The following is a 20,002-nucleotide window of genomic DNA, read 5'->3' on the forward strand; positions in this document are numbered from 1 at the left end:
CTCGATCACCGGCTTCCGTCGACGCTCTCTCGCACCGCCTCGACGACGGGTCGCACCGGTTCGGCCGGATCCAGCGTCATGAACAGCCCCTCGCGGTCGGCGACGTACACGCGAACGAGGGTGAACGCGTCCATCCCGGTGACCATGTACTCGACGCGCTCCGCGACCGGGAAGAAGTCGGCGAACAGCTCCATCTCCGAGAAATCGAGGTAGACGTACGAGTGGATCCGTTCGAAGTGCGCCGACATCTGCGCTTCGTCGTCGTACAGCGCGAGGGCCGCGTCGTCGACGTACAGGGGGTTGAACGACTCGGCGTCGTACTCGACGAGCGCCCAGAGCGATCCGTCGACCGTTTCCGCTATCGCCGCGAGCGCCGCCTCCGCGTCGAACGAGACGACCGTTGACGGGTTCGAGAGCGCCATCGGTACGACGACGGCCGGGCGGCGGCTTAAACGCTCTGTCACACCCGACGGTCGGACGGACGCGAGCGGCTCACCGCGGTTCGAGGGTCGGCTCGCGCCCGCGGCGTCGGATCGCCTCGGAGCCGCTCGTCTGGATGATGTTGAACGCCGTCATCAGATCCGACCGCGAGACGATCCCCGCCACCTCGCCGTCGACGTCGATGACCGGGAGCCGACCGACGTTGTTCTCCTGCATGACTTCGAGCGCGTCCATCGCGCCGGCGTCGGGCGTGACGCTGGCGATGTCTCGGGACATCACGTCCTCGACCCGGTAGGCGTCGCGCTCTATCTCGTTGACCGTCCGCGCGTCGTTCAGCGTGACCATCCCGACGAGCTGGCCGTCGCGCATGACGGGGTAGCCGGTGTGGCGCTCGCGGAACATCCGGTCCATCAGCTCCGCGATGCTCGTGTTCTCCTCGACGGTGTGCAGGTCCTCGCGGGTGGTCATGATGTCGCGGACGGTCACGTCCTGGAAGGCGGCTTTCATGACCGTCTGCTGGGCCTCGCTCGACGCGCCGATGTAGATGAAAAAGGCGAGCGCGACGAGAAACAGGTTCTGAAACAGCCCGAAGATCCCGAGCAGGAACGCGAACACCTTCCCGACCTCCGCGGCGATCTGCGTCGCCCTCGCGTGCGGTCGGTTTCGGGCGAGGAGCGCACGGAGGACGCGACCGCCGTCCATCGGGAAGCCCGGAAGCATGTTGAACACGGCGAGCAGGACGTTCGTCAGCGCGAGGTAGCCGAGGACGAACTTCGCGGCGGCCTGACTGTCCGGAAACGCGAGAAATCCGAGGTAGGAGACGACGCCGAGGAGCACGCTCACGATCGGCCCGGCGACGGCGATGGCGAACTCCTGCTTCCAGTCCTCCGGCATCTCCGTGAACCGCGCGACGCCGCCGAACAGCCAGAGCGTGATCGAGTCGATCTCGTAGCCGAACCGCATCGCGACGAGCGAGTGGCCGAACTCGTGGAGGAGGACGCAGAGGAAGAGACCGACCGCGGCCGCCGCGCCGAGGATCCACGGCATGGACCCGCCGGTGAGCGGCCCGACCGCGATGTTCGAGCCGAAGAGGCCGTTGATGGCGTTCGTGAGGTTCCCCACGTCCGCCCCGATGAGCCACGCGAAGAGCGGCAGGACGAGCAGGAAGGTGAAATCCAGCCTGACGGGGATCCCGAACGCGCTCCCGATCCGAATACCACGCATACCGGTACCTAGTCGCGGAGGGGTCTTAAACTCGGGCCCGAGCGCCGGGGGCGGCCGTCCCGTCCGCGACGCGCCGCCGTCTCGCGAGACGAACGCGTTCTGGAGAGACGAGCACGTTCTGGAGGCTCCACGCGCGCGCGCCGACGCTCAACTTAACGAGGAGGGGGTCGTATCCGCGCCCATGAGCGAGCAGACCACACCCGTGGTGAAGCGCGCGGCAGAGATCGAATACGCGTCCGTCGACGCCGCGGAGGGGCTTCGAAAGGGCGTTCTCGTCGACGAGACCGACGGCGCACCCCACTTTGCGATCCGGCGGTTCACGCTCGCCCCCGGCGCGTCGGTGCCGAAGCACACGAACGAGGTCGAACACGAACAGTACGTGCTGGAGGGGGAGTACGTCGTCGGACTGGGCGACGAAGAGCGCGTGGTCTCCGCGGGGGACTCGCTTTTCATCCCGGCCGGGGTCGTCCACTGGTACCGAAACGGGGGCGACGAGGAGGGGGCGTTCCTCTGCGCCGTGCCGAACGGGGACGACGCGATCGAACTGGTCGACGCGGACGATTGACGGAACCGCCCGCCACCGGAGGCGGTCAGGAACGCCGTCCGAACGCCGCTTCGCGACCGCCGTCGGCGACGAGACGACCCGATCGCGGATCGCCCGCGAGCGGCCGGCGCGCGATTCGCGTTCCCGCAGTCGGGACACGCGTACGCGAGTCGCCCCGTGCGTGTCCGTCACGGACGTGACGCTACCGTGCCGCTGAAATACCCGGTCCTCGTACCCAGCAACGTGTCACAGCAGGTCGCGCAGGTCGACACGCTGTTCCTCCACGAGGCGAACGGGAACTACCTGGTCGTCGTCACCCGCGACGGCGACCGGGTGCTCCGGGGCGTGCTCGAACTGACGGAGACGAGCGCCGGTCCGCGGCCCGGGAAGTTCCGGGTCAAGCGCGGGTCGAGCGAGGAGCCGCGCAGCCCCGACCAGTTCGTCGAACTGGCCCGCAGAGCGAAGCGGATCCGGATCTCCGAGCAGACGTCGAGGGAGGGCCGACGCGAGGTCCGGGAGATGCTCGACGGCTACCAGCTCGAAGCCCTCGTCGTCCGAACCTGTCGGTACTGCGCCTCGACCGGCCGGTACTCGCCCATCACCGAGGACACTGCCGTCCGGACCAACGGCGAGTTCATCTGCCCCGACTGCGCGATCCGCGAACTCGAACGCGAACTCTCGTTCGCGGGCGGGCTCACGGGTGCGGCGCAGGAACGGCTCGAAGAACTGCTCTTCGACGTGCAGGACCTCGACCGCATCACCAACCTCCTGCAGGGCGAACTCGACCCCGACCTCACGAAGTTCGACGAGATCGGCGCGACCGTCGACGACGTGGATCCCGTCCCCGTCTCCGACCTCGACCTCCACCCGAAACTGCGAGCGTTGACCGAAGACCGGTTCGACGAACTCCTCCCGGTCCAGAGCCTCTCCGTCCGCAACGGCCTCTTCGAGGGGCGGGATCAGCTCGTCGTGAGCGCGACGGCGACCGGCAAGACGCTCGTCGGCGAACTCGCCGGCCTCGACCGCGCGCTGCAGGGCGAGGGAAAGCTGCTCTTTCTGGTCCCGCTCGTCGCGCTGGCGAACCAGAAGTACGACGACTTCCGCGACCGGTACGGCCACCTCGTGGACGTGACGATCCGCGTCGGCGCGAGCCGCATCAACGACGACGGCGAGCGGTTCGACCCGGGTGCGGACGTGATCGTCGGCACCTACGAGGGCGTCGACCACGCGCTCCGGACCGGCCGGGACCTCGGCGACGTCGGCACGGTCGTCATCGACGAGGTCCACACGCTGAAGGAGGACGAACGCGGCCACCGCCTCGACGGGATGATCTCTCGGCTGAAGCACTACTGCGAGGTGCGGGCGCGGGGGCGGAGCGAGTACGACGGCGCACAGTGGATCTACCTCTCCGCGACCGTCGGCAACCCGGAGTGGCTCGCGGCGCGCCTGAATGCGACGCTGATCGAGTTCGAGGAGCGACCCGTCCCGATCGAACGGCACGTCACCTTCGCCGACGGTCGAGAGAAGCCGCGGATCATAAATCGCCTCGTCAGGCGCGAGTTCGACCGGAAGTCCTCGAAGGGGTATCGGGGGCAGACCATCGTCTTCACGAACTCCCGGAGACGGTGTCACGAGATCAGCAGGAAGCTGGACTACGACGCCGCGCCGTACCACGCCGGGCTCGACTACCGCCGCCGGAAGAAGGTCGAACGGCTGTTCGGCGACCAGGAGCTCGCGGCGGTCGTGACCACGGCGGCGCTGGCGGCGGGCGTCGACTTCCCGGCTTCGCAGGTCGTCTTCGACTCGCTCGCGATGGGCATCGAGTGGCTCTCGGTGCAGGAGTTCAGCCAGATGCTCGGGCGCGCGGGGCGGCCGGACTACCACGACCGCGGCGTCGTCTACATGCTGGTCGAACCCGACTGCTCCTACCACAACTCGATGGAGATGACCGAGGACGAGGTGGCGTTCAAGCTCCTCAAAGGCGAGATGGAGGACGTCTCGACCGTCTACGACGAATCGGCGGCGGCCGAGGAGACGCTCGCGAACGTCGTCGTTGCCGGCAAGAAGGCGAAGCGGTTGAACGACCGGATGCTCGGGGAGATCCCGACGACGCACGCCGTCGGGAAGCTCCTGGAGTGGCGGTTCATCGACGGCTTCGAGCCGACCCCGCTCGGTCGGGCCGTGACGCGGCACTTCCTCGCGCCGGACGACGCCTTCCGCATCCTCGACGGGATCAGAAACGGGCTGGACCCGTACGACATCGTCGCCGAGATGGAACTGGCCGAGGACGACCTGTAACGTGGTCGAATCGGCGCGCGACCGTGGTCGCACGGCCGCTCTCCGTGACTGTTCGAATCCCCTACGCTTTTGCCTCGCGGCGACGTCCTCGATTCCGTGGTCGCGATCACGCCGGGCATCGCCGTCGTCTTCGCCGTCGTCCTCGCCGCGCTCGTCCTCTTCGTCACCGAGCCCGTGCCGGTCGACATCACCGCGATCGGCGTGATGGTGACGCTGATGCTCGTCGCGCCCGCCTCCGAGGCGCTCGTCGCAGTCGGGCTGCTCGACGCGCCGATCGAGCTGATCTCCTACGACGAGGGGCTTTCCGGCTTCGCCAACGCCGCGACGATCACGGTCCTCGCGATGTTCGTCCTCAGCGAGGGCGTCCAGCGGACGGGCGTCATCCAGCTCCTCGGGGCGAAGATCGCGGCGGTGACGAGAGAGAGCGAGACGCGCCAGCTCGGCGCGACGATCGGCGTCGTGGCCCCCATCTCGGGGTTCATCAACAACACCGCGGCGGTGGCCATCCTGCTCCCGATGGTGACGGATCTCGCGGAGCGGGGGCGGACGTCCCCGTCGAAGCTCCTCTTACCCCTCTCGTACGCGTCGATGTTCGGCGGCACCCTGACGCTCATCGGCACCTCGACGAACATCCTCGCGAGCGACCTCTACGCGCGCCTCACGGGTCAGCCGCCGTTCGGGATGTTCGAGTTCACCGCCCTCGGGGCCGTCGTCGCCGTCGTCGGGACGGCGTACCTCCTGACGGTCGGTCGGACGCTTACCCCGGCGCGGATCAAGCCCCGGACCGATCTGACGGAGGAGTTCCAGATGGCCGAGTACCTGACGGAGGTTTTCGTCCGGCAGGACTCCCCGCTCGTCGGCGAACGGGTGGCGGACGCGCTCGCGGAGTCGCGGTTCGACGTGGACCTCCTGCAGCTCATCCGCGACGGCGAGGTGTTCCTCGAACCGCTCGGTCCGAAGCAGATCCGTGCGGGGGACGTGTTCACCGTCCGGACCGACCGGGCGACGCTCGTCGACCTCCTCGACGCCGAGGGGCTCGACATCGTCCCGGCGAGGGTCACGGAGGAGGAGCTGGAGGCGGGCGGCCGCGGGCAGAACCTCGTCGAGGTCGTCGTCGCGCCCGGCTCGTCGCTGGTCGACGAGTCGCTCGCGTCCGCGAGCTTCCGACAGCGGTACGACGCGACGGTGCTCGCGCTGCGCCGCGGCGGCGAGCTCATCAGGCGGCGGATGGACAACGTTCCCCTTCGCGTCGGCGACACCCTGCTCGTGCAGGCGACGACCGACAGCGTCGAGCGCCTCGACACCAACCGCGACTTCATCGTCGCACAGGAGATCGAGCGCCACGATTACCGCGAGTCGAAGATCCCGATCGCCATCGGAATCGTCGCGCTGGTGGTCGCGGTCGCGGCGGTCGACGTCGTCCCGATCGTCGTGTCGGCGCTCGCGGGGGCGCTCGCGATGGTGCTGACCGGCTGTCTCAGGCCCGGCGAGGTGTACGACTCGGTCCAGTGGGACGTCATCTTCCTGCTCGCGGGCGTCATCCCGCTCGGGATCGCGCTGGAGCGAACGGGCGCGGCGGAGCTGATCGCCGACTTCGTCGTGCTGACCGCGGACGTCTTCCCGATGCTGGGCGTCCTCGCGGTGTTCTACCTCCTGACCGCTCTCCTGACGAACGTCATCAGCAACAACGCCAGCGTGGTGCTCATGGTGCCGGTCGCCATCGAGGCCGCGGGTGCCCTCGGCGCGAACCCCTTTTCGTTCGTGATCGCGGTGACGTTCGCGGCGAGTACGGCCTTCATGACCCCCGTCGGCTACCAGACGAACCTCTTCGTCTACGGGCCGGGGGGCTACCGGTTCACCGACTACGTTCGCGTCGGCGCGCCGCTGCAACTGCTCTTCGCGCTGGTGACGACGCTCGGCATCGCGGTGTTCTTCCCGCTTTCGTAAGGAACGAAACGCTTTACACGCGGTGCCGCGCTACCTGTAGGTGCGGGACCGTGGGTTAGCCTGGTATACTTCGAGCCTTGGGTGCTCGTGACCCCGGTTCGAATCCGGGCGGTCCCATCTTTTGGGGAGCAAAAGTGGGAGCACGAGGACGAGCGGAGCGAGTGGAACGACTGAGGTTCGAATCCGGGAGGGGCAAACGATGCGAGAGCACGTCACTGGTGTCCTTGACGCCGGTCCGCGCGGGGTAGGCGTCGGCATCGCGGCTTCAACCCCACAAGGGCCGATCACGACGCAACCGAAGATACAGGTACGTCGACGTACAACGTCAACGTGTGATGGGCGCTGCAGATGAACAGATCCGCGTCAGCGAAGCCGTGAAGCGCGAGATCAAACGGCGCCGGCGCGAGGGCGAAAGTTACAACGACGTCCTCGAGCGGCTATTCGGCACCGACCGTGACCGGGGACGTGACCTTCTGGCCGGAGCGGGTTTCTGGTCGTCCGAGAAGGCCGACCGGGTCCGCGAGACCCGCCGGAAGTACAAAGAGAAGTCGAAGGAACGGATCGAGCAGCGGGGCGGGCGCTGACGGATGAAGGTCCTGGACGCGACGTTCTTGGCTGACTACCTCGAGGACGTCGACGCCGCAACCCGGTACCTCCAGGAGCACTCGACCGAGCGGTTCGTCGTCCCGGCGCCGGCGTTCGCGGAGGTCCTCGTCGGAGAGGGAAACGGCCCGGGCGAGAGTGACATCGAGGGCGCTCGCGACGCCCTGTCGTGGGCCGAGGTGTATCCCGTTGACGGGCGGACGGCCATCACCGCAGCGGAGATCGCCGACGAGGTCGGCCCGCAGGGCCCGTACCTCACCGGGATGGACGGCGTGATCGCGGCGGTCGGTCGTGAGCTCGACGCGGCGGTCGTAAGCGCCGACCGGGATCTCACGCACCCGGAGACCGCGGCCGTGATCGACGTCGAGGACTACGCGGACACGGGCCGATGAGCGTGACCCCCTACCGGCTGACGGACGACGGGTATGAGCCGATCGACCGGGTAGCTGACGACGTGTCGTCGAAGCTCGGCCAGAATCGAAGCGAAGCTGTGAACGCCTCGAACACATGCAGGACTTCGTCGAGAAAAGAAGTGGCTGTGACTTCCTAACGGTTTGATCTGACAGGTCCGTGTCTGGGTGACGATCGACGGATCACCGAGATTCGCCCTCGACGGCGTTCCCGACCACCCGCGAACAGCCCCGACGGAGTCGCTCGGAGAACGCCTGTTCGGAGATACCGAGTTCGGACGCCAGGTCGGCGAGCGCGACCCCGCGCGGGATGTCGAAGTAGCCGCGCTGGTACGCGAGCACGAGCGCCTCGCGCTGCGCCGGCGTGAGATCGTAGGTCAGCGGCGTCTCCGCCCGGCGAACCGACCCGACGCTTTCGACTCGAAACCCGATCTTGCGCTCGGCGAACCACTCCCAGAGGTCGCGAAGCGCGCGCCGCTCGGGAATATGGACCTCGACCACCCAGCCGCGTTTCGTACCCACCGCGCTCACGAACGTCGCGTCGACGGCGACGAGTTCGTCGTACGCGGATCGGACGAATCCCGACGCCCCGTTGTCCGCTCGGTAGAGTCGGTACTCTTCCTCGTCGACGAGCGGCGCGACGTTCGAGACGGTCGGATCCTCGTCGAGGGCCGCCTCGAAGGCGTCGCGGTCGCCGCACGTCGCCCAGAACAGGAGACGGAGCGCGCCCGCGGTCGTCACGAACGCGGCGTCGAGTTCGACGCTCACGTCCGACGTTCGGTGTAACGCCTCTCGAAGAAGGGGCGCGTCGGTGGTGAACCTGGCTCGTATCATTCGTCTGCCCGCTGAGCGTGCGCGACGTCGGTCGGGGCCGGCCGCCGCCGGTACCGCGCTACGAAGTCGATCGCGCTCACGACGAATAAAACATGTATGCGGAACCCTGGGGTTTGAATATGGACACGACGACTGCGATTCGGCGTCCTAGTAGGCGATCGTCCGGAACGTCCCGGTCGGACGACCGTCGCGGACGCGGTCGGATCGCCGCGAGCGCCGATCACTTTCGGTCCGAGGCGACAGTTCTTACACGATGAGGTCCTAACACCCCGTCAATGGCTCAGGCGCAGAACCAGGAGCTGACCGAGCGGTTCATTCAGTTCTACCGCAACTACTACCGGGAGGCCATCGGTCAGCTCGCGCAGAAGTATCCGAACGAACAGCGTTCGCTGTACGTCGATTACGACGACCTCTACACCTTCGATCCGGATCTCGCCGAAGACTACCTCAGCCAGCCCGAACAGCTCCAAGAGTACGCGGAGGAGGCCCTCCGGCTCTACGACCTCCCCGCGGACGTGAGCCTCGGACAGGCGCACGTCAGGCTCCAGAACATCCCCGAGAGCATCGACATCCGCGGTATCCGGGTGCACGACAATCACGTCGGAAAACTCGTGAGCGTGCAGGGGATCGTCCGCAAGGCGACCGACGTGCGGCCGAAGATCACCGAAGCCGCCTTCGAGTGCCAACGCTGCGGGACGATGACGTACATCCCGCAGGCCGAAGGCGGATTTCAGGAGCCGCACGAGTGTCAGGGCTGCGAGCGACAGGGCCCGTTCCGGGTCAACTTCGATCAATCCGAGTTCATCGACTCGCAGAAGCTCCGCATCCAGGAGAGCCCCGAGGGCCTTCGCGGCGGCGAGACGCCCCAGAGCATCGACGTCAACATCGAAGACGACATCACCGGTCGGGTGACCGCGGGCGACCACGTCTCCGTCACGGGCGTCCTCCACATCGAGCAGATGCAGAACGGCCAGGAGAAGTCGGCCATCTTCGACCTCTACATGGACGGCATCTCGATCGTCATCGAGGACGAGGAGTTCGAGGACATGGACATCACCGACGAGGACAAACGCGAGATCGTCGAACTCTCGAACGACCCCGACATCTACGAGGAGATGGTCGCCTCGGTCGCGCCCTCCATCTACGGCTACGACGAGCAGAAGCTGGCGATGATCCTGCAACTTTTCTCCGGCGTCACCAAACACCTCCCCGACGGCTCCCGGATCCGCGGCGACCTCCACATGCTCCTGATCGGCGATCCCGGTACGGGTAAGAGCCAGCTCCTATCATATATCCAAAACATCGCCCCGCGGTCGGTCTACACGTCCGGCAAGGGGTCGTCCTCGGCCGGGTTGACGGCGGCGGCCGTCCGCGACGACTTCGGCGACGGCCAGCAGTGGTCGCTCGAGGCCGGCGCGCTCGTCCTCGCGGACAAGGGGATCGCGGCCGTCGACGAACTCGATAAGATGCGCTGCGTGACGGGCGACACGCTCGTCCACCTCGGAGACGGTCGCGTGACGCGTATCGCCGAGCTCGCGCACGAAGCCGGCGAAGACGGCGAGATCGAGACCCTATCGAACGGACGTACCATAAGAGACGTCGGCGTCGACGCGTGGACGATGACGGACGACGACCGACTCGTCACCCGACCGATCGCCGCGATTCACGAGTACGACGCGCCGGACGAACTGACGCGGGTGACGTTGGAGTCCGGCGAGAAGCTAACCGCGGTCGACGACCACCCGTTTTTCGTCCTCGACGACGGCGAGCGCGTGGAGAAACCCGCCGAGGCGCTCGACCCCGACGACTGGGTGTACGTGCCCCGGCACCTCCCACGGCCGACGGGAGACGGCGGCGTCACCGCCGCCGAGCAGCCGACGGCTCCGTCGGCGGACGACGGTTCGAGAACGGAGGACGGTTCGGGGCCGGACGACCCTCCGCCGGCGTTCGGCGCGGTGCTCGGATACCTCTCCGGCGACGGGAACGTCTACTACGACCGCGACGAGGGCGTCTACGGGATCCGGTTCACCAACACGGAGGAAGAGCTTCTCTCGGATTTCGAAGACGCCTGTCGAGCCGCCTTCGGAACCACCCCCATTCGCCACCCGAGCGAACGGCGGGACGACGGCGTCGAGACCGTCCGACTTTCGGGCCGCGAGTACGCGGAGTCGGTGCTGGATGCCGGCATGTGCCTCGGCGCGTACGACGAGAGGGCGTTCCCGACGGCGGTGTCGGACGCATCGCCGTCGACGAAGGCCGCCTTCGTCCGCGCGGTAGCCGACAGCGAAGGGTGCGTGGACGCCGCCACCGGGAACGTCAAAATCAGTTCGTCGAGCTACGAACTGCTGCTCGGCGTCAAGAGCCTCCTGCTCGAATTCGGGGTGACGTGTCAGATACGACACCGTGAGCACCCGGAGAAGCGCGATCTGTACGCGCTCGCGATCACCGCCGCCGACTCGCTCCGACGGTTCAATCGGCACGTCGGCTTTACCCTCGCCCGCAAGCAGTCGCTCCTCGACGAGGTTTGCGCGTCCGCCTCCGGCGACGGGACGATCCTCGACGTCATTCCCAACTGTGGCGAGCGGCTACGATCGCTCCGCGATTCGCTTCGGCTCTACGTTTCGGAGTGCGGTCTCGTCGACGCAACCTACTGCAATTTCGAGAACGGAGACGCGAACGCGTCGATTTCCCGCGCCCGAACGATCCTCGACGCGTTCGAAGCGCGCAAGGCCGCCGCACGCGAGGACGCGGCGACGCTTTCCGATTCGTGTGACTGGCGCACCCTGACTCGACTCAAGGAACGCTACCACGTCTCCCAGTCCGAACTCGCGGACGGAACTGCCTTCAGCCAGCAGCAGATTTCGAACGACTGGGGCGAGGACGACGACCTTCAGGCGGTCGTGACGGGACGTCTCGGGGAGATCGTCGAGTCCGTCGCCGAAACCGACCTCAGCACGTTCCGCGAACTGGTTCGCGGCGACGTGATGTGGCGACGGGTGAAGACGGTCGAAACCGTCGCTGCGGATCGGGTCGACGACCGGATTCGGTTGCTGCGGAACGAACTGGCCGACGTCGTCGGTGGCGACGCGACGAACTGCGCCGAGCGGGCCCGAGCGCTGTTGGCCGCGGAACCGACCGTGGACGATTGGTCGGAGCTCCGACGGGAACTCGACCGGTACGGCGTCTCGTTCGCCGACGTCGCGACCGACCTCGGGGTCGACGGGTCGACCGTTTCGCGCTGGTTCGACGGCGTCGTTCGGACGGATCGGTTCGACGAGGTGGTCGACGTCGCGCTCGCCCGCATCGCGGACGTCCGCGAGGAGATTCGACGGCTTCTCGACGCGATCGAGTCGCGCTCGGAGCCGAAGGTGTACGATATGACCGTCGAGGGGACGCACAACTTCGTCGCCAACGGCATGGTCGTTCACAACTCCGAAGACCGCTCGGCCATGCACGAGGGGCTCGAACAACAGCAGATCAGCATCAGCAAGGCGGGCATCAACGCGACGCTCAAATCGCGGTGTTCGCTGCTCGGGGCGGCGAACCCGAAGTACGGCCGGTTCGACCAGTACGAATCGATCGGCGAGCAGATCGACCTCGAACCCGCGCTCATCTCGCGGTTCGATCTGATCTTCACCGTCACCGACCAGCCCGACCCCGAGCACGACAGCCGGCTGGCCGAGCACATCCTCCGGACGAACTACGCGGGCGAGTTACACACGCAGCGGACGCGGATGCCGCGGTCGAACTTCACCGCAGAGGAAGTCGAGGAGGTGACGGAGACGGTCGCGCCGTCCATCGATCCGGATCTCCTCCGGAAGTACATCGCCTACGCGAAGCGGAACGTCTTCCCGACGATGACCCCCGAGGCTCGCGAGGCGATCCGCGACTTCTACGTGAACCTCCGGTCGAAGGGTGCGGACGAGGACGCGCCCGTGCCCGTCACGGCCAGAAAGCTCGAAGCGCTCGTCCGCCTCTCCGAAGCGAGCGCCCGCGTCAGGCTCTCCGACACGGTCGAACCGGAGGACGCGGACCGCGTCATCGAGATCGTGCGCTCCTGTCTGCAGGACATCGGGGTCGACCCCGAGACCGGTCAGTTCGACGCCGACGTGGTCGAGACGGGGCGGTCGAAGACCCAGCGCGATCGCATCAAGAACCTCAAACAGCTCATCGCCGACATCGAGGGCGAGTACGAGGAGGGCGCGCCGGTCGAGGAGGTGCTCGAACGCGCCGGCGAGATCGGGCTCGACCGGTCCAAGGCCGAGGGGGAGATCGAAAAGCTCCGCCGGAAGGGCGAGGTGTACGAACCCCGCCAGAACCACCTCAGGACGACGTAGATGGACCGAATCTCCGCGCTCCGGAACGTCGAGGAGGCGTTGCGCGCGTTCGAGTCGGGCGAGGCTGACCTCGCGGCCACGGAGCGCCGGGTCGCGGCCGTGCTTCGAACGTACGCCACCGAGTTCGACGCCGACGGCCTCGCCGCGTACCGAGCGACCGGCGAAGATCGCGTCGACGGACTCGTCGTCGTCGCCGACTCCAGGGCGGAGGCCGAACGGCGCGTTCGCGACCTCCTCGACGCGGACGCTCCGCTGAAACTCGACGTCGAACGGCTCGACTAGCTGTTGGATGAAATATATGTAAACACTTTAGTCAACTACCCGCATAGTCGGGTACACTTACCCGTTCGGGTGAGGTGGGTGTGACAGTGGTACGTACTCATTCGGGGGTCGAAGAGCGCCTCGTCGACGCGTCGAGCGTCCTGCTTCTCGCCCCGTCCCTTTCGGAGACCGAATGCGACGTTTGCACCGACCTCCTCCGCCCGCACGACGCCGCGAACGAGAACGTCCTCTGGGTGTCGTACACGCGCTCGCCGGACGCCCAACTCCGTCGGTGGCGAACGCACGCGGACGCGCGACCGGCCGCGATCGGCATCGTCAGCGTCGGCGAGTCGATGCGGGCCGTCGGCGCGGTCGGAAGCGACGCGGGAGCGGTCGGCTCCGCCGCCGGGCCGATCGAGACCGTCGCGAACCCGAACGACCTCACCGGACTCGGCATCGCGATAAACGAGTACCTCCTCCGCTGGGAGGGGAACGGAAACCGGACGATCGCCTGTTTCGACTCGCTGACCGCGCTCTTGCAGTACGTCGAACTGGAAACCGCCTACGAGTTCCTCCACGTGCTCACCGGACACCTGTACGCCGCCGACGCGGTCGCACACTTTCACATGGATCCCAACGCCCACGAATCCCGCGCGGTCGAAAGCGTCGCGTCGCTCTGCGACGCCGTCGTCGACCTCCGTGGAGCCGAGCCCTCGGTCCGGAGTCGGTGATTTTCGACACGGGATGTCGGCGATTCCCGATCCGATGTCTATACCCGTCATCCCGTGTCGAAAATCCGATATCTTTACCCCGATTCGTTTCGCAGCGGAACCCGTGTTGCTGGTCGTCACGTACTCTCGGGCGGCGCGGGGTTCGCTGCGCAACGTCTGCCGGACGCACGACGCGTGCGTCGTCCGGCGGTTCGGACGCGCGGCCCTGTTCGAAGAGACCGAACTCGGCGCGTTTCTCGCGCTCCGCCTCCGCGAAAAACACGGCTCCGACGTACAACTCGAACGGACCGAGCCGCTGAACGAGTTCGAAACCGTCCCGGAGCGGGTCCGAAACGCGGCCGTCGCGTACGAAGCGCGCGAACACGCAAGCACGCCGTACGCGAAGTTCGCGGCCGGCACCGATCACCCGGATCCGGAACGGCTTCGGCGACGCGAGCTGTGAGGCTCGTCGCGGACGGAACCGTCTACCGGGGACGCGCGATCGACCTTCGATCGGTGACGGTCGACGGCGAACCCCTCGACGGGGCGACGATCCTCGAGGCGATCCGCGCGCCGGAAGCGTCGTCCGGTCCCGTGCGCGTCGACTGCCCCGACCCGACCCGGGCCCACGACCGACTCGGCCACGTCGACGGCGCGGCGGATCGATCGCTGCGCGCGCTGCTCGCCGCGGCGGCCCGGTCGCGCGGTCGCCGCGCGCCGCAGCGATCGGAGCTGTGCGAGGCGAGGGCCGAACTCGCCGATCGCCGCGTTCCCGACTTCGACCTGACCGATCTGCGGCGACGAGCCGCGTCCGCGGGTCGGGATGCGGCGGCGCTCCGCGAGCGCGTCGCCGAGTTGCGCGGTCGGCTCCGTGCGTTCGAGGAAATCGACGCGGAGACCGCGCCGGTCGAACGCGACCTCCGAACGACGGTCGGGCGGCTCTCGGAAGTCGAAACCGAGCGGATCGCCGCGGTGCAGGCGCTCTCGGCGGCAGAACGTCGCGCCCGTGAGGCCCGCACGAAGCGGGAGCGACGGCTCGAACTCGAAGACCGCGTCGCCAACCTCGAACGCGCGGCCCGGGCGCACCTCGCGGCGGCCGTGTACGGCGACTTCGCGGCCGCGGCGCGCGAGCTTCCGGGCGAGGTCGATCCCGGCGGCGATCCGGGCGCGTTCGACGGCGACGCGGTGACCGCCCACCTGGCCGCCGTCAGGATCGCCGACCTCGCCGCGCCGGTCGTGCTCTCGGTCGATCGATTCGACGACGCTGACGAGGCGGCCGCGCGGCTCGACGCCGCCGTCGTCCTCCTGTGAGTTTAAATCCGGTGACGGAACCACGGTGCCCATGGACTCCGACAGCGACGAGGACGACGCCGGCGTCGGCGTCGTCGCGCTGGATTGGACGGTCGATTCGGCGGACCGCGTCTCGCTCGTTTCCGTGCGCCTGCGCAATCCGACGCCCGTCGACCGCCTCGTACGGCTCCGTAACCGGCTCGACGGGCCGGTCCTCCCGCCGCGGACGGAGGGCGTTCCGGAGGAGGGCTGGGACGACGCGGGATTCGAGACGGTCGTTCCCGCAGGCGGGTTCGTCGTCGCGGGGTACGCCTGTCCAGCCCCCGCGCGCGGCCCCCCGGTCGAAGTCGTCCGCGACGATCGGACCGAGGGCGACTCCTCGCCGACCGTCGCCGACGCGGTTCGCCGCCTCGGTCGCCCCGAACCGCCGCGGGAGGCCGTTTCTCCACCTCCGCCGACGGTCCCCGAGCCGCCGACCGGGACGGACGTGCCTCTCCGCCGGGCGACCTCCTCCGATCGCGCCGAATCGGCGGGCGGATCGAATCGCGCCGACGGAACCCCGGACGGCGTCGAGGGCGAGTACGGCGTCGAGAACTCGAACGATTTCGAAGGCGTGGACGGAGCGACGCTCCCCGGGGCGGTCGAGACGTGGCTCGCGGACGCGACCTCGCGGATCGAGCGCGCGGAGCGGCTCACGAACCCGTCGGTGTCGGCGGCGACGAGGGAGGTCGCGGCGGTCGGCGGCCTCGACGGCGTCGACCGGCTCGAGGCGCGGGTTTCGGCGGACGCAGCCCGTCTGCGGACGCTGGCCGATCGCGCGACGGCGCTCGCGGAGCGCGCGGAGGCGACGGACGTCCCCGTCGCGGCGCTCAGGAGGCTCGCGTGATCCTCGCGGTCGTCGGCGGCAAGGGCGGCGTCGGCAAGTCGACGGTGGCGTACAACCTCGGCGCTCGCATCGACGCGGTCGTCGTCGACGCCGATCTGGGGATGGCCGACCTCCCGCGGGGGCGGGGCCCGGACCTGCACGACGTGCTCGCCGGTCGCGCGGATCCGATCGAAGCGGTTCGCGGGTCGCCGGTCGCGCTGCTCCCGTGCGGCCGCTCGCTCGCCGGCGCGCGGGCCGCGGACGTGACCGCGCTCGCGGACGCGCTTCGGACCGTCGAGCGCGAGCGCGGCGACGTGATCGTCGACTGCCCGGCGGGCATGCGCGCGGACGTGGGCGTCCCCCTCGCCGTCGCGGACCGCTGCGTCGTCGTCGCTTCGCCGCGCCCGTTCGCGCTCGCCGACGCGGTCCGGACGCGGGCGCTCGCGCGAGAACTCGACGCGGGACTCGTCGGCGTCGCCCTGAACAGAATCGTCGACGATCCGCCGACGCGGACGATCGAACGGGCCCTCGGCGCGCCCGCCGTCGCGATCCCCGCCGACCCGCGCGTTGCGGCGTCCGTCGCCGACCGCGCGCCGGTCGTGACCGCCGCCCCCGACAGCCGCGCGGCGCGCGCGATCGACGCGCTGGCGGCGGCGGTTCGGCGCTGCGCGTCCGCATAGCGGATTCGATCGGAAAACGGCGTCCGTCAGTCCCGCAGGTTCGCGTACGTGCTCCTGAGCGTGACGGGGGTCACGCCTGCGACCGACGCCGCTTCCCGCTGCGTCACCGGCCGGTCTAGCTGTCGTGCGGCGGCGTAGAGACACGCCGCGGCCACGCCGCTCGGATTACGCCCCGTCGCGAGGCCCGACTCGTGCGCCTCGCAGGCGAGTTCGCGCGCCCGCCGCTCCACCGTCGCGTCGAGATCGAGTTTGCTCGCGAACCGGGGGAGGTACTCCACGGGGTCGATCGGACCGACCGGCAGCCCCAGTTCGCGATTGAGCGCGTCGTAGGCGGCGCGGTGTTCGGACTCCGTCGCGCGAGCCGCCGAGACGACCTCGTCGACGGTCCGCGAGACGGCGGCGACGCGGCAGGCCGCGTACACCGTCGCGGACGCGAACCCCTCGATCGAACGGCCCCGCAGCAGGTCCTCGTTCTGGGCGGAGCGAAACAGCGAACACGCGTGGTCGCGCACCCGCTCCGGCAGCGACAGCGCGCCCGTGAGCCGCCGGATCTCCGTGAACGCGTACACCTGGTTGCGGTCGCGCTTCGTTGCGATGCGCGCGCGATTGTGTTGACGGCGCAGTCGAGCCATCTGCCGCCGCTTTCGCCCCTTGAGCCGCGTGGATCGACCGATCTCGGTCGACAGTCCGCGATCGTGCCGGGACCGCGTCAGCGGCGCGCCCGTGCGCTCCGGGTTCGCGTCGTCGTCCGCGAACGACCGCCACTCCGGTCCCCGGTCGATGCGGTCCTCCGCGACGATCAGCCCGCAGTTCGAACAGACCGTCTCGTCTCCGCTCGCGTTCAATCGCCCGTCGCACTCCGGACAACCGCCCGCGCGTGCCTGACTCATCACACTCGAAGCTTCGCCCCGATCGGGTATTTAAAGACGGGACGATCGGACGGGAACGACCCCGATTTCGACCGAGGAACGTACCGGTGACCGGTACGTTCCGCGCGCTCGGTCGGCGGCCGTCCTCACACCGATCCGTAATTTTTAGTCGGTTGAAGTATCAGACTTCACTCATGGGGCTGGCCGACATCGCGGCGGGGATCGAGGTGACGACGAAGCAGCGCGACAGGGGAGTTTCGACCGTCGACGACACGGGAGCGAGCCTCGCCGAGCGCTTCGAGGAGCACGCCGACTCGCTGCCCTGCGCGCCCGAGGCGGCGGCGACGCTGCTGAACGCGTACGTCGACGGGGCGAGCGTGGGCGACAGCGCCCTCGCGGCCGGTGTCGCGCCGGTGACGGCCGCGAAGGCGCTCCACCGGTGTGGCGTCGTCGGCGTTTCGCCGCTCTCTCCGATCGGTCGCCGGGTGGTGCGCGACTGGATCGCCGGACGGCTCTCGCGATCCGAGGCCTTGACGCTCGCGGACGCGGGGGAGACGACGTTCGCGCTCGCCGCCTACGTCGAGACGCACGATCCGGTTCCGGCGCTCGTCGAGGCGGCGGAGCGGGCGCGCGCGCCGGCCACGAACGCGGCCGTCGCCAAACGAGACGCTCTCGGCGAGACGATGAGCGACGCGACGGAGCTGCGCTAACGAGGGCGTTCAGCGCCGCGTCACGAACCCTTCGACGGTCTCCAGCAGTCCCGGTTCTTCGAACGCGAGATCGAGCGACTCGCCGAGGAGTTCCTCTGCCGCGTCGGCCGCCGCGCGCGCGATCGGTGCGCCCGGGTCCAGACAGGCAGGCGCATCGGCCGCGGCGGTCGCCTCGCACGCGGGGAGGGACGCGTCGGCCGCGTCGAGGTCGCCGCGCGTCGCGAGGACTCCGTCGACGGTCGTCCCGACGTCGAGCAACCGATCCCGCATTCGATCGATCGCATCCGCCCCGCGCGTCGTCGCCGGCGCGACGAGGACGACGCGGTCGGCCCCGGCGACGGCGGCGATCGCCTGGTTAGCCGCCACCGGCGGTACGTCGACGAGCACGTGGTCGAACGTCTCGGCCGCCTCGGCGAGTCGCTCCTCGAACCGCCGCGCCGCGGCGACCGTCTTCGCGCGGGCGAGCCGCTCGAACGGCGCGCGAACCGGACAACACGCGACCCGCCCCTCGACCGCCGCCGAGAGGGCGAGCACCCGTAACGCCTCGTCGAGCGGCGCGTCCGCGCGGTCCGTGAGCAGCGCGGTCAGATCCGGGTCGATCCGTCCCTCGACGTACCCCGCGAGCCCCTGCGTCGCGAATGCCGCGTCGAGGATCGCGACGTTCCGTCCGTCGCGCGCGAGCGTCGCCGCCAGTTCCACCGCGGTCCGCGTCGTCCCCGCCCCGCCGGTCGCGCCGACCAGCGCCGTCGCCGTTCCTGACATGATTCGGACTGGTCACCTCTTCTGATTAAAAGGTCGCGATTCGACGGCGCTTCGGCCGGATCGACCGACCCGACGCCCGTCCGGCCCGCCGGTGGGTCTACGTGCGGTGGGACGCCGAGATCCCCTCCGCGATCTCTTCGAACTCCTCGTCGGAGAGGTCGGGGCGCTCGCCCGCGACCGCGTGGATGGGCCCGCCGCCGTCGCCCTCGAAGCGCGGAACCACGTGCGCGTGCACGTGCGGGACCTCCTGACCGGCGGCCGCGCCGTCGTTGATCCCGACGGTCGTGGCGTCGGCGTCGACGACGCTTTCGACGCGCGGGACGAGTTCGTACACCTCGTGGAACACGTCCGCGGCGACGTCGCTCGGCGCGTCGCTCAGCCGTTCGTAGTGGTCTTTCGGGACGACGAGCGTGTGCCCCGGCGCGAGGGGGTTCACGTCGAGGAACGCGAGCGTCGTGTCGGTTTCGCGGACGACGTGCGCGGGGATCTCCCCCGCGACGATCTGACAGAAGATGCAGTCGTCGGACATGGACGAACCGTCGGCCGCCCGCGGTAAGAAGATTTCCCGGCGCGGGGCGGGTTCGTCGACCGCTGGGTTACGGGAGCTTCGCGGCGATCTCCTCGCGGTACTCCTCGCCCGTGTAGCCGAGCCGCGACAGCCACACCTCCTGGTACGACGGGTGCAGGATCGGCAGCAGGCGCACCCCGAGGGCGGCACAGTCGACGGGTTCGAGGACCGCGTCGAGAAAGCCGCCGAGCGTTCGCCCCTCGAAGGCGAGCACCGTTCGCGTCGCGTGCTTGCCCGTCGCGACGACGATCGTCGGGTCGATCAGTTCGAGTTCGGTTTCGAGGTGCGTCCGGCAGTTCGCGAGTTCCTCGCCCGCCGGTTCGCGGTTCGACCCGTCATCGCCCCGCGGGAAGCACTTCACCGCGTTCGTGTAGTACGTCCGCTCGCCGTACCCGAGTTCGTCGAACAGCGCGCGGATCCGTCGGCCGGAGTGTCGGGAGGTGTACGCGAAGCCGGTGTGGTTACCCCCTTTCCACGTCTCCGCGTCCGGGTTCCCCGAGCCGGGCGCTTCGCCGACGACCATCACGTCGGCGTCCGTCGGCCCGTTCCCCCACGAGATGCGGGTGCGCGACTCGACCAGCGCGGGGCAGCGCGCGCAGCCGGGTTCGAGGACGCGACGGTCGTCTGCGTCCGGGTGCGTCGGCGTCAC

The 20,002-nt window shown here is 68.9% G+C and carries 20 protein-coding genes and 1 tRNA gene; 14 read left to right on the top strand and 7 right to left on the bottom strand.

Annotated elements, in window-relative coordinates:
- Positions 1 to 5: 5 nt before the first annotated feature.
- Complete coding sequence (locus tag C3L37_RS09120; RefSeq protein WP_129114299.1) at positions 6 to 422, bottom strand: hypothetical protein; 417 nt, start codon at positions 420 to 422, stop codon at positions 6 to 8.
- 70 nt (positions 423 to 492) lie between these two features.
- Complete coding sequence (locus C3L37_RS09125) at positions 493 to 1,665, bottom strand: M50 family metallopeptidase (protein ID WP_129114300.1); 1,173 nt, start codon at positions 1,663 to 1,665, stop codon at positions 493 to 495.
- Between the two features lie 181 nt (positions 1,666 to 1,846).
- Here C3L37_RS09125 and C3L37_RS09130 point away from each other — a divergent pair, with 181 nt between their 5' ends.
- The 6 genes from C3L37_RS09130 to C3L37_RS09155 all read left to right on the top strand — a co-directional run bounded on the left by C3L37_RS09130 (position 1,847) and on the right by C3L37_RS09155 (position 7,449).
- Positions 1,847 to 2,230 carry a cupin domain-containing protein gene (locus tag C3L37_RS09130; protein WP_129114301.1) on the top strand — a complete coding sequence of 128 codons (384 nt, stop codon included), beginning with the start codon at positions 1,847 to 1,849 and terminating at the stop codon, positions 2,228 to 2,230.
- Positions 2,231 to 2,452: 222 nt separating this feature from the next.
- Complete coding sequence (locus C3L37_RS09135; protein ID WP_129114302.1) at positions 2,453 to 4,507, top strand: DEAD/DEAH box helicase; 2,055 nt, start codon at positions 2,453 to 2,455, stop codon at positions 4,505 to 4,507.
- A 96-nt stretch (positions 4,508 to 4,603) separates the two neighbouring features.
- Positions 4,604 to 6,454 (top strand): SLC13 family permease, encoded by a 1,851-nt coding sequence (locus C3L37_RS09140; protein WP_129114303.1) that lies wholly within the window; start codon positions 4,604 to 4,606, stop codon positions 6,452 to 6,454.
- Positions 6,455 to 6,498: 44 nt separating this feature from the next.
- Positions 6,499 to 6,571 (top strand) — tRNA-Pro (locus C3L37_RS09145).
- 218 nt (positions 6,572 to 6,789) lie between these two features.
- On the top strand, positions 6,790 to 7,038 hold the full coding sequence (locus tag C3L37_RS09150) for an antitoxin VapB family protein (RefSeq protein ID WP_129114304.1): 249 nt from the start codon (positions 6,790 to 6,792) through the stop codon (positions 7,036 to 7,038).
- Positions 7,039 to 7,041: 3 nt separating this feature from the next.
- A complete protein-coding gene (locus tag C3L37_RS09155) occupies positions 7,042 to 7,449 on the top strand; it encodes a PIN domain-containing protein (protein ID WP_129114305.1) in 408 nt (135 codons plus the stop codon).
- A 201-nt stretch (positions 7,450 to 7,650) separates the two neighbouring features.
- On the opposite strand, the gene C3L37_RS09160 is transcribed toward C3L37_RS09155, so the two are convergent.
- Positions 7,651 to 8,301 (bottom strand): helix-turn-helix domain-containing protein, encoded by a 651-nt coding sequence (locus tag C3L37_RS09160; RefSeq protein ID WP_129114306.1) that lies wholly within the window; start codon positions 8,299 to 8,301, stop codon positions 7,651 to 7,653.
- A 275-nt stretch (positions 8,302 to 8,576) separates the two neighbouring features.
- Here C3L37_RS09160 and C3L37_RS09165 point away from each other — a divergent pair, with 275 nt between their 5' ends.
- The 7 genes from C3L37_RS09165 (at position 8,577) to C3L37_RS09195 (ending at position 16,444) form a co-directional block, all read left to right on the top strand.
- The gene (locus tag C3L37_RS09165; RefSeq protein ID WP_129114307.1) at positions 8,577 to 12,638 is read left to right on the top strand and encodes an LAGLIDADG family homing endonuclease; all 4,062 of its coding nucleotides are present in this window, start codon (positions 8,577 to 8,579) and stop codon (positions 12,636 to 12,638) included.
- A complete protein-coding gene (locus C3L37_RS09170) occupies positions 12,639 to 12,920 on the top strand; it encodes a DUF7854 family protein (RefSeq protein WP_129114308.1) in 282 nt (93 codons plus the stop codon). It begins immediately after the preceding gene.
- An 86-nt stretch (positions 12,921 to 13,006) separates the two neighbouring features.
- Complete coding sequence (locus C3L37_RS09175; protein ID WP_129114309.1) at positions 13,007 to 13,630, top strand: DUF7504 family protein; 624 nt, start codon at positions 13,007 to 13,009, stop codon at positions 13,628 to 13,630.
- A gap of 103 nt (positions 13,631 to 13,733) precedes the next feature.
- A complete protein-coding gene (locus C3L37_RS09180) occupies positions 13,734 to 14,072 on the top strand; it encodes a DUF7855 family protein (RefSeq protein WP_129114310.1) in 339 nt (112 codons plus the stop codon).
- Complete coding sequence (locus C3L37_RS09185; RefSeq protein ID WP_129114311.1) at positions 14,069 to 14,920, top strand: DUF7856 family protein; 852 nt, start codon at positions 14,069 to 14,071, stop codon at positions 14,918 to 14,920. Before C3L37_RS09180 ends, C3L37_RS09185 begins: the two co-directional genes overlap by 4 nt.
- Before the next feature lie 31 nt (positions 14,921 to 14,951).
- A complete protein-coding gene (locus tag C3L37_RS09190) occupies positions 14,952 to 15,785 on the top strand; it encodes a DUF7857 domain-containing protein (protein WP_129114312.1) in 834 nt (277 codons plus the stop codon).
- The gene (locus C3L37_RS09195; RefSeq protein WP_129114313.1) at positions 15,782 to 16,444 is read left to right on the top strand and encodes a MinD/ParA family ATP-binding protein; all 663 of its coding nucleotides are present in this window, start codon (positions 15,782 to 15,784) and stop codon (positions 16,442 to 16,444) included. The genes C3L37_RS09190 and C3L37_RS09195 overlap by 4 nt, the downstream gene beginning before the upstream one ends.
- A 26-nt stretch (positions 16,445 to 16,470) precedes the next feature.
- Here the strand turns inward: C3L37_RS09195 and C3L37_RS09200 are convergent, their stop codons facing one another.
- Positions 16,471 to 17,334 carry a transcription initiation factor IIB gene (locus C3L37_RS09200; RefSeq protein ID WP_129114314.1) on the bottom strand — a complete coding sequence of 288 codons (864 nt, stop codon included), beginning with the start codon at positions 17,332 to 17,334 and terminating at the stop codon, positions 16,471 to 16,473.
- A gap of 173 nt (positions 17,335 to 17,507) precedes the next feature.
- On the opposite strand from C3L37_RS09200, the gene C3L37_RS09205 reads away from it, so the two are divergent.
- Entirely contained in the window at positions 17,508 to 18,023 is a 516-nt protein-coding gene (locus C3L37_RS09205; protein ID WP_129114315.1) for a DUF7858 family protein, read from the top strand.
- A gap of 9 nt (positions 18,024 to 18,032) precedes the next feature.
- Here C3L37_RS09205 and C3L37_RS09210 read toward each other — a convergent pair whose 3' ends face one another.
- From C3L37_RS09210 to C3L37_RS09220, 3 genes are all read right to left on the bottom strand, one after another.
- Positions 18,033 to 18,785 (bottom strand): AAA family ATPase, encoded by a 753-nt coding sequence (locus C3L37_RS09210; RefSeq protein WP_129114316.1) that lies wholly within the window; start codon positions 18,783 to 18,785, stop codon positions 18,033 to 18,035.
- 97 nt (positions 18,786 to 18,882) lie between these two features.
- Positions 18,883 to 19,314: an HIT family protein gene (locus C3L37_RS09215; RefSeq protein WP_129114317.1), complete on the bottom strand. Its 432-nt coding sequence runs from the start codon at positions 19,312 to 19,314 to the stop codon at positions 18,883 to 18,885.
- 67 nt (positions 19,315 to 19,381) lie between these two features.
- Positions 19,382 to 20,002 carry a uracil-DNA glycosylase gene (locus C3L37_RS09220; RefSeq protein ID WP_129114318.1) on the bottom strand — a complete coding sequence of 207 codons (621 nt, stop codon included), beginning with the start codon at positions 20,000 to 20,002 and terminating at the stop codon, positions 19,382 to 19,384.

Source organism: Halegenticoccus tardaugens (assembly GCF_004116405.1).
Taxonomy (GTDB): Archaea; Halobacteriota; Halobacteria; order Halobacteriales; family Haloferacaceae; genus Halegenticoccus; species Halegenticoccus tardaugens.